We start from the raw sequence: 8,901 nt of genomic DNA, 5'->3' as shown, positions 1-8,901 counted from the left end.
CCTCGGACAGCGTGATCTCCACAGCAGAAGGCCCAGGATGCGACATGGCAACAGGGTAGTAACTAACCCTCAGGATTTCTGGCGCATCACACTAGTGCTGTGGCCGGAAAGGTTTGCCGGAAAGCTCGCGGCGTCCGGTGCGGTGCGTCGCAAGGCGGAGCATCATCCGCGTACTGGATGTACTCGGGTGATGCGACAACGCCGCGAGGTGCCGTGCCGGACGCCGCGAGCCGGTGAACCTTTCCGGTCACAGCACTAGCGGGCGCGTTCCACCCGGCGCTCGTCCCAGACCGGCTCGGGCGTCTCGCGGACCCGGCCGTCGCTGCCGAAGACCAGGAAGCGGTCGAAGGAGCGGGCGAACCAGCGGTCGTGGGTGACCGCGAGCACGGTGCCCTCGAACGCCTCCAGCCCCTCCTGGAGAGCCTCGGCGGACTCCAGGTCGAGGTTGTCGGTGGGCTCGTCCAGCAGCAGGGCGGTGACGCCCTGCAGTTCCAGCAGGAGGATCTGGAAGCGGGCCTGCTGGCCGCCGGAGAGCCGGTCGAAGGACTGCTCGGCCTGGCCGGTCAGCTCGTAGCGGCGCAGCCGGGACATGGCGGCGCCCCGGTCCTGGGCGTGCTCCTTCCACAGGATGTCCAGCAGCGTGCGGCCGACGAGTTCGGGGTGGGCGTGGGTCTGCGCGAAGTGGCCGGGCACGACGCGCGCCCCGAGCTTCCACTCCCCCGTGTGCGCCACCTCCCCGCCGGCCAGCAGCCGCAGGAAGTGCGACTTGCCGGAGCCGTTGGAGCCGAGCACGGCGACCCGTTCGCCGTAGAAGACCTCCAGGTCGAACGGTTTCATCAGACCGGTCAGCTCGAGATTCGCGCAGGTGACGGCGCGCACCCCGGTGCGTCCGCCCTTCAGGCGCATGGTGATGTCCTGCTCGCGCGGCGGCTCGGGCGGCGGTCCCGCCTCCTCGAACTTGCGCAGCCTGGTCTGGGCGGCCTGGTAGCGCGATGCCATCTCGTGGCTGACGGCGGCGGCCTGGCGGAGGTTGATCACGAGCTTCTTGAGCTGGGCGTGCTTCTCGTCCCAGCGGCGGCGCAGCTCCTCGAAGCGGGCGAAGCGCTCGCGGCGCGCCTCGTGGTAGGTGGCGAAGCCGCCGCCGTGCACCCAGGCGTCGGCGCCGGCCGGGCCCGGCTCCACGGAGACGATCCGCTCGGCGGCGCGGGCGAGCAGTTCCCGGTCGTGGGAGACGAACAGGACCGTCTTGCGGGTCTCCCTGAGCTGCTCCTCCAGCCAGCGCTTGCCGGGCACGTCGAGGTAGTTGTCCGGCTCGTCGAGCAGCAGCACCTCGTCGGTGCCGCGCAGCAGCGCCTCCAGGACGAGGCGTTTCTGCTCTCCGCCGGAGAGGGTGCGCACCTGCCGCCACTGGGCCCGCTCGTAGGGCATGCCGAGGGCCGCGGTGGTGCACATGTCCCACAGGGTCTCGGCCTCGTAGCCGCGCACCTCGGCCCAGTCGGCGAGGGCCTGCGCGTAGCCGAGCTGGGCGGCCTCGTCGTCGACGGTCATGATGGCGTGCTCGGCCCGGTCCACGGCCAGCGCCGCCTCGCGGATACGGGGCGGGGCGACGGAGACGAGCAGGTCGCGCACGGTCGTCTCGTCCCGTACGGAGCCCACGAACTGGCGCATCACGCCGAGGCCGCCGCTGACGGTCACCGTGCCGCCGTGCGGCTTCAGCTCGCCGGAGATCAGCCGGAGCAGGGTCGTCTTGCCGGCGCCGTTGGGGCCGACCAGGGCGACGGCCGTGCCCTCGCCGACCCGGAAGGAGACATCGCCGAGCAGCGTCCTGCCGTCGGGTAGGTGGTACTCGAGGTGCGCGGCTTCCAGATGTCCCATGAGGAGGCATTCTGTGTGCCGCCCGCGCGCCGGGGCAAACCGTTATCCGGCGCCGACCGCTTCGCCCGCCGGGCCGCCCTCCCCCGCCGGTTCCACCGTCGCGCCCTCCCAGGCCAGCGCCTTCCAGCCGTCGGACGGGGAACCCTCCAGGACGACGACGCCGGTGTTGCGCAACGGGCGGGCCGCGGCGAACCCGACGTCGACGTTAGCGGCCCGGGCCGCGGTCCACAGGCGGATCGCGGCGCCGTGGCTGATCATGGCGACGGTCGCGGCGCCGCTCGCGGCGGCCTCGGCGACCACCGCGTCGTACCGGGCGAGGGTCTCCTCGCCGCTCTCCCCGCCGGGGATGCGGGCCGCGGTGTCACCGGCGGCCCAGGCGAAGACCGTGCGCAGGTAGAGCTCGCCCCGCGGGGAGTCCCCGGGCAGCATCTCCAGGTCGCCCGCGGTCACCTCGCGGATGCCGTCCCGGACGATCACCTCCAGGCCCCGGACGGCGGCCAGCGGGGCCGCGGTGAGCCGGGTGCGCAGCAGGGTGGACGCGTAGACGGCCTCGATGTCCTCGCCGGCGAGCGCCCCGGGCAGTGCGGCGGCCTGCCGCTCGCCGAGCGGGGTGAGCCCCGGGCCGGGCACGGCGGTGTCCAGCAGCCGGCCGACGTTGGAGGGGGTCTGGCCGTGGCGGACCAGCAGCAGGCGCATCCGGGGTGTCTCCTCACGCGCCCGTCGGGCGGAGCGCAGGCCGGTGACCGGCGTGTCCGGGCACAAGAAGCGGCGGCTTCAGGGTAACCGGACGTCTATGAGCCCAGACGTCGACCTCACCGTCCCGAGGCCCCGCCTCCGCGTCCTGTCCAAGCTGCTGGAGTACGACTGCCGGCTGTTCGAGCTGGCGGCCACCCGGCACTGGCCCGGCGCCGAGCGGGTGCTGCCCCGGCTCAGCCGGAGCGCGAACCACGGAGTGCTGTGGTTCGCGACGGCCGCCGCGATCGCGGCGAGCCGTTCGCCGCGGGCCCGGCGGGCCGCCACCCGGGGCGTGGCCTCGCTGAGCGTGGCCTCGCTGGCCATCAACACCCTCGGCAAGCGGTCGGTGCGCCGAGCCCGGCCGGTGCTGGACTCGGTGCCGCTGTCGCGGCAGCTCAAGCGGCAGCCGATCACCACCTCCTTCCCCTCCGGCCACGCCGCCTCGGCGGCCGCCTTCGCCACGGGTGTGGCCCTGGAGTCGCCGCGGTGGGGCGCGGTGGTGGCGCCGGTGGCGTTCTCCGTGGCGATGTCACGCGTCTACACGGGCGTGCACTACCCGAGCGACGTGCTGGCGGGAGCGGCGCTGGGCGCGGGCGCCGCGTTCGCGGTGCGCGCTCTGGTGCCGACCCGTACCCAGGTCGCGCCGCCGCCGCGGCCCCGTACCGAGGCGCCGGCGCTGCTCGATGGCGAGGGCCTGGTGCTGGTCGCCAACCGTGCGTCGGGCACCTCGGACCGGGTGCGGGTGCTGCACGAGGCGCTGCCCGGGGCGGAGCTCGTGGAGTGCGCGCCCGAGGACGTCAAGGAGGAGCTGGAGAAGGCCGCCGCGCGGGCCCGGGTGCTCGGGGTGTGCGGGGGCGACGGGACGGTGAACACGGCCGCCGGGGTGGCCCTGCGGCGCGGTCTGCCGCTGGCGGTGCTGCCCGGCGGCACGCTGAACCACTTCGCCTACGACCTGGGCGTGGAGGACGAGCGGAGCCTGGCCGACGCCGTCCGGGCGGGCGAGGCGGTCCGGGTGGACGTCGGCCGGTTCGTGGCGGGCGACCACGAGGGGCTGTTCCTGAACACCTTCAGCCTCGGCGTCTACCCGGAGCTGGTGCGCGAGCGGGACCGCTGGTCGTCCCGGATCGGCGGCTGGCCGGCCGGGATGCTGGGCGCGATGAAGGTGCTGCGCGCCGACCGGCACCCGCTGACGGTGGAGCTGCGCGGCAAGCGCCACCCCCTGTGGCTGCTGTTCGTGGGCAACGGGATCTACCACCGGATGGGCCTGGCGCCCGGCCGCCGGACCGATCTGGCGGACGGGCTGCTGGACGTGCGGGTGGTGCACGGCAGCCGCCGGCCCGCGCTGCGCCTGCTGGCGGCCGCCGCGGCCGGCCCACTCACCCGGTCCCCGGCCCACGCGGCGGTCCAGGTGAGCCGGCTGCGGCTGACCGGTCTCGCCGCCGGCACGCCGCTGGCGTACGACGGCGAGGTCGTCGAGGTGGGCGGGGACGTCCTGGTGGAGAAGCTGCCGGAGGCTCTGACGGTGTACCGGCCGCTCTCCTGACCGCCCCGCCCGTCCGGCGGCACGACGCGCCCGTCCCAGATCATGAAACGCAGGTCTCATCATTCGGCCGGGGCGCGTACCGTTCGGCGTACCGCGCGCCGGGGCGCAGGGCTCCGCCGCCGGTGACGTCGACGAGGGGCGAAGGGGCACAGCCATGCCGAGAGCGCAGGACACCGCCGTCTACACGCACGGGCACCACGAGTCGGTGCTGAGGTCGCACACCTGGCGGACCGCCGCCAACTCCGCGGCCTATCTGCTCGGCGTGCTGAAACCGCACATGCGGATCCTGGACATCGGCTGCGGTCCCGGCACCATCACCGCCGATCTGGCCGCGCTGGTCCCGCAGGGGCACGTCACCGGCGCCGACCGCGCCCCCGCGATCCTGGAGCGGGCCCGGGCGACCGCCGAGGCGCGGGGCCTGGCCAACGTGGACTTCACGGTCGCCGACGTCCACGCCCTGGACTACGCCGACGACACGTTCTGCGTGGTCCACGCCCACCAGGTGCTCCAGCACGTGGGCGACCCGGTGGCGGCGCTGCGCGAGATGCACCGGGTGACGAAGCCCGGCGGGTACATCGCGGTCCGCGACGCCGACTACGCGGCGATGACCTGGTACCCGGCGCTGCCCGGCCTGGACGACTGGCTGGACCTGTACGAGGCGGTCGCCCGGGCCAACGGCGGCGAGCCGGACGCCGGCCGCCGGCTGCGGGCCTGGGCGCTGGCCGCGGGGCTGTCGGACATCACGGCCACCTCCAGCACCTGGACGTTCGCCACCGCCGAGGAGCGGGCCTGGTGGAGCGGGCTGTGGGCCGAGCGCACGGTGGACTCCGACTACGCCGACCGGGCCGTGCGGGGCGGCCACGCCACACCGGAGCGGCTGCGGGCGGCGTCGGCGGCCTGGCGCGAGTGGGGCCTGCGGGAGGACGCCTGGTTCGGCGTCCTGCACGGCGAGATCCTGTGCCGCAAGGCGGCCTGACCAAGGCCACCGCACGGCAACGGCGCCGCCCGGCTCACTGGCGGGGCAGCAGCGGGCCCAGCGGCCCGAGGTCCAGGTTCAGGTCCTCGGGCCGCAGCCCGTAGCGGTCCCTCAGTTCCGCCATCCGCTCCTCCAGGAGCATCAGGGTGAGCCCGATCCGCTCCTCCTGGTCCTCGGTCAGCTCACCGGTGTCGAAGCGGCGCACCGCCTGCCGTTCCATGAGCTGGCGCAGCAGTTCCACCACGGTCAGCACCAGCTTGACCAGGTCGCGTTCGACCGTGTCGGGCTCCAGGTCGAGCCGCTTGGGGGCGGTCACAGCAACTCCTCGAAGGGTGAGGGCACCGTCTCGTTCACGGAGCTGATCAGCGCGTTGAGATCGATGCGGACGAGGTCGACGTCCGCAATCCGCAGCGTCAGGTCCCCGGTGATGACGACTCCGCCGGCCAGGAGCCGGTCCAGCAGGTCCACGAGAGCGATCTCACGCCGCTCGACGACGGTCACGCTTCCTCCCCACTGAACGAGTACGCGGCCCAGGGACCGGTGAGCTCCACCCGGATGCCGGGCGTCTCGTCCTTGGTGCGGTCCACCAGTTCCACGAACTCCTCACAGCTCGCCCTCGGTACCAGGTAGGCCGCGTTGAGCACGTTCTGTCCCGACGCCCCGGACAGCGCGGGATTCTGCGCCGGATGCAACCGGACGTCCTCGGACTGCCGGGTGAGCCGCTCGTGCAGGTCCCGGGCGAACGCCTCCGCCCGCTGCCACCGCTCCTCGTGCGCCTCGCTGTGCCGCCTGCGGCTGCGCAGGTAGTCCCGGCCGCTGGCCGGTTTGGCCGCCGCGGCGGCGGGCTCCGCCGGCTCGGACTCCACGAACACCTTCACGCCCCACTCCACCCGGCCCTCGAGCCGGTCGAGGGCGCGCCGGAAGTCGTCCTCCCGGGCCTCGATCATCGCCCGGATGCCGCTGTCGTCCCGGAACACGGTCGCGAGCCGCAGCGGCAGCGGGGTGGTGACGGTGCTGAGCGCGGCGATCACGCCCTGGTGGGCGCGGGCGGTCGCGCTCAGCCAGTCCAGGTCCTCCAGCCGGGCGCGCAGCGCCTGCTCGCCGAACTCCGCCTCCGGCACCGTGCTGACGACCGCGACCAGCCCGTGGTGGTGCAGCAGCGCCGGCGGGGCTCCCCCGATGCCGGTCAGCTCGGCCTGCAGGGGCGCGTCGAGGGGGCGGCAGACGGCGTAGACGTACCGCAGTGCGCTCACTTGGCCTCCTCCTCCGGCACGCTGTCCGGCACACTGCCGGGCGCCAGTTCCTGCAGCCTCTCCAGCCGCTCCCTGAGCTCGGCGTTCTCACGGGCGAGCTCGTTGTGCCGGGCGCGGGAGGAGAGGGCCGGGTCTGTCTCCCACCAGTCGATGCCCATCTCCTTGGCCTTGTCGACCGAGGCGACGATCAGCCGGAGCTTGATGGTGAGCAGTTCGATGTCGAGCAGGTTGATCCGGATGTCGCCGGCGATGACGACACCCTTGTCGAGCACCCGTTCCAGGATGTCGGCGAGGTTGGCCCCGCCGCCCTGGCCGTAGGGCTCGGGAAAACGGCTGGGGGTCGTCATCGACGGCTCCCGCCCCCGGTGTGCTCGGGTTCCTCTTCGTCCTCGTACTCCTCTTCGGGCTCCTCCTCAGATCCCTCCCGGGGCTCCTCGTCGGATTCCTCGTCGAGCTCGTCCTCGTACGGGCCCTCTTCCTCGTCCTCTTCCGGCTCCTCCTCGCCCTCTTCCTCGTCCTCGTAGGGCTCCTCGTCCTCGGCGGCGGGCTCCTCGCCCTCCTCGGGTTCCTGGCCCTCCTCCGGCTCTTCCTGCTCGGACTCCTCCTCGGACCCCTGGGGCTCCTCGCCCTCCTCCTGCTCCTCGGGCTCCTCGCCCTCTTCCTCCTCGGGCTCCTCGCCCTCTTCCTGCTCGGGCTGCTCGCCCTCCTCGGGCTCTTCGCCCTCCTCCTGCTCGGACTCCTCTTCCTCCGCCACCGCGTCCTCGTGGCTGCGGACCACCTCGCCGTCGCGGATCTCGCCGCGCCAGCCGTCCTCCGCCTCGCCCTTGAGGGAGATGTGACGGGCGAAGTGCTTGAAGTCGAGCCGGACCCGGCGGCCCTGGGCGCGCCAGATGTTGCCCGTCTTCTCGAAGAGGCCGCTCGGGTAGTACTCCATGACCAGGAGGATGCGGGTGAGGTTCTCGTCGAGCCGGTGGAAGGTGACGACGCCCTTCGTGGTGCCCTTGGCGCCCTCCGACGTCCACTGGATCTTGTAGTCGGGGATCTGCTCGACGGTGTTGCCCTTCCAGCTCCGGGTGGACCAGAAGATCTTGCCCTTCCAGTCGGAGTGCGTGTCGTCGACGCGGCTCGCGCTCTTCACGCCCTTGGTGAAGTTGCTGAAGTCCTGGTACTGGGTCCACTGATCGTAGGCGGTGCGCACGGGCACGCCGACGTCGAGGGACTCGATGATGACGGTCGGCTTGTTGCCCCCGCCCTTCTTGCCCTTCTTGCCGCCCCCGAGGCCCTTCAGCTTGCCCATGACGGTGTCCTTGGCGTGCGAGGCCCCGAGTTCGAGCGCGGAACGCAGCGGCCCCTTGCCCTCGGCGACCTTGCGGCCGGCGTCGAGGGCGAGCTTGGCGAAGCCCGGGCTGTTGCCCTCGGCTATGTCGTTGAGCTTGCCCGTGGTCTGGCCGAGCTTGCGGCCGAAGCCGACCAGCAGCTTCTGCGCCTGGGCGCTCAGGTAGTCCTGTACCTCGGCCTTGAGCCGTTCCGCCGCCTCGCTGTGCGCCAGATCCGTCAGTGGATTGCTCTTGGTCGCTCCGCCCGCGGCCTTGCCGGCGGCGGACGTCGCGGATCCGACGGTCTCGGTCATCGGTCTTCGCCGCCCTTCGACTGCCGGGACCGGCCTGCGCGGTTGTCGCCGCCGGCCGCGGCCGTCTTCTTCGTGACCGTTCCGCGGGCCGCGCCCGCCTTCTTGGCGGCCGTCCGGCCTGCCGTGCTCTTCGCCGCCGCCTTCTTGGCGGGCGACTTCTTCGCGGGGGCCTTCTTCGCGGCCGCCTCACGGCGGGGCCTGTCGTCCTCCCGCCCGGCGGAGCCCTTTCGGCCTCCGTCGTCCTCGTCCTCCGGCTCCTCCGGCTCTTCCGGCTCCTCCGACTCGGACTTGCCGCCGGGCACCACACCGGACAACTGGTCGCGCACCGCGCTGGTGCGGCCGTGCAGCCGGTCGGCGAGCGCGCTCATCTGGCGCTCGGCCATGGACCCGGTGGCGGCCTTGCCGACGCCGCGCAGATCCTGGCGGAGCTGGTCCCCGATCTCCTTGAACTGCGGGTTGTCCCGGAGCTGCTGGTTGAGCAGCTCGGCGAGGCCCCGCGGACTGAGGTTCAGCTTCTTGCCGGCCACCAGGGAGCCGACCGCCAGGGCCATCTTCAGTTTCTTCGTACGTCCCAGGAGGTATCCGGCCCCGATGGCGAGACCTAGTCCCGTTCGATTCATCACGTCGTCCCGTTGGCTGTGGTTTCGCCGGAGCGCAGGGCGGTCTCCAGCCGGTCGAGCAGTTCGTCCTCGCGTCGGTCGAACTCCTCCTCGCTGATCTCGCCTGCCTCCAGTTCCTCCTCGAGGCGGGCGAGTTCGGCCCGTACGGTGGCGGGGTCGTAGTAGATGCGCTCCGCCTCTTGGTACACCTGTTTGATCGCCCATCCGGCGCCGCGGACCGGTGCGAACGGCAGCAGCAGCACCTCGCTGATCAGTCCCACGATGTCCCT

Annotated in this window: 11 protein-coding genes; 2 read left to right on the top strand and 9 right to left on the bottom strand. The window is 72.7% G+C overall.

Annotation, left to right across the window (positions count from 1 at the left end; all coding sequences use genetic code 11):
* Positions 1-255: 255 nt before the first annotated feature.
* Positions 256-1,875 (bottom strand): ABC-F family ATP-binding cassette domain-containing protein, encoded by a 1,620-nt coding sequence (locus ACFQ9Z_RS30900; RefSeq protein ID WP_383026443.1) that lies wholly within the window; start codon positions 1,873-1,875, stop codon positions 256-258.
* A gap of 42 nt (positions 1,876-1,917) precedes the next feature.
* Complete coding sequence (locus tag ACFQ9Z_RS30895) at positions 1,918-2,571, bottom strand: histidine phosphatase family protein (RefSeq protein WP_383026437.1); 654 nt, start codon at positions 2,569-2,571, stop codon at positions 1,918-1,920.
* 97 nt (positions 2,572-2,668) lie between these two features.
* Between ACFQ9Z_RS30895 and ACFQ9Z_RS30890 the strand changes: the two genes are divergently transcribed.
* On the top strand, positions 2,669-4,153 hold the full coding sequence (locus ACFQ9Z_RS30890; RefSeq protein WP_383026434.1) for a bifunctional phosphatase PAP2/diacylglycerol kinase family protein: 1,485 nt from the start codon (positions 2,669-2,671) through the stop codon (positions 4,151-4,153).
* Between the two features lie 154 nt (positions 4,154-4,307).
* Positions 4,308-5,129, top strand: coding sequence for a class I SAM-dependent methyltransferase (locus ACFQ9Z_RS30885; RefSeq protein WP_383026428.1), 822 nt, complete (start codon positions 4,308-4,310; stop codon positions 5,127-5,129).
* A gap of 34 nt (positions 5,130-5,163) precedes the next feature.
* On the opposite strand, the gene ACFQ9Z_RS30880 is transcribed toward ACFQ9Z_RS30885, so the two are convergent.
* Genes ACFQ9Z_RS30880 through ACFQ9Z_RS30850 form a run of 7 tightly spaced genes read right to left on the bottom strand, consistent with a single transcriptional unit; the run spans position 5,164 to position 8,892 of the window.
* Positions 5,164-5,445, bottom strand: a complete 282-nt coding sequence (locus ACFQ9Z_RS30880; protein WP_143638827.1) for a gas vesicle protein K — start codon at positions 5,443-5,445, stop codon at positions 5,164-5,166.
* Positions 5,442-5,630, bottom strand: coding sequence for a gas vesicle protein (locus ACFQ9Z_RS30875; RefSeq protein WP_143638825.1), 189 nt, complete (start codon positions 5,628-5,630; stop codon positions 5,442-5,444). The genes ACFQ9Z_RS30880 and ACFQ9Z_RS30875 overlap by 4 nt, the downstream gene beginning before the upstream one ends.
* Positions 5,627-6,382 (bottom strand): GvpL/GvpF family gas vesicle protein, encoded by a 756-nt coding sequence (locus ACFQ9Z_RS30870; RefSeq protein ID WP_383026421.1) that lies wholly within the window; start codon positions 6,380-6,382, stop codon positions 5,627-5,629. The genes ACFQ9Z_RS30875 and ACFQ9Z_RS30870 overlap by 4 nt, the downstream gene beginning before the upstream one ends.
* Positions 6,379-6,729, bottom strand: a complete 351-nt coding sequence (locus ACFQ9Z_RS30865) for a gas vesicle protein (protein WP_143638820.1) — start codon at positions 6,727-6,729, stop codon at positions 6,379-6,381. Before ACFQ9Z_RS30865 ends, ACFQ9Z_RS30870 begins: the two co-directional genes overlap by 4 nt.
* Positions 6,726-8,012 (bottom strand): SRPBCC family protein, encoded by a 1,287-nt coding sequence (locus tag ACFQ9Z_RS30860; protein WP_383026414.1) that lies wholly within the window; start codon positions 8,010-8,012, stop codon positions 6,726-6,728. The genes ACFQ9Z_RS30865 and ACFQ9Z_RS30860 overlap by 4 nt, the downstream gene beginning before the upstream one ends.
* A complete protein-coding gene (locus ACFQ9Z_RS30855) occupies positions 8,009-8,632 on the bottom strand; it encodes a DNA primase (protein WP_383026411.1) in 624 nt (207 codons plus the stop codon). The genes ACFQ9Z_RS30860 and ACFQ9Z_RS30855 overlap by 4 nt, the downstream gene beginning before the upstream one ends.
* On the bottom strand, positions 8,632-8,892 hold the full coding sequence (locus ACFQ9Z_RS30850) for a gas vesicle protein GvpG (RefSeq protein WP_383026407.1): 261 nt from the start codon (positions 8,890-8,892) through the stop codon (positions 8,632-8,634). Before ACFQ9Z_RS30850 ends, ACFQ9Z_RS30855 begins: the two co-directional genes overlap by 1 nt.
* Positions 8,893-8,901 lie beyond the last annotated feature (9 nt).

The sequence above is a fragment of the Streptomyces sp. NPDC056580 genome (assembly GCF_042793175.1).
Classification (GTDB): Bacteria; Actinomycetota; Actinomycetes; order Streptomycetales; family Streptomycetaceae; genus Streptomyces.
This window is presented reverse-complemented; position numbering and strand designations above follow the sequence as displayed.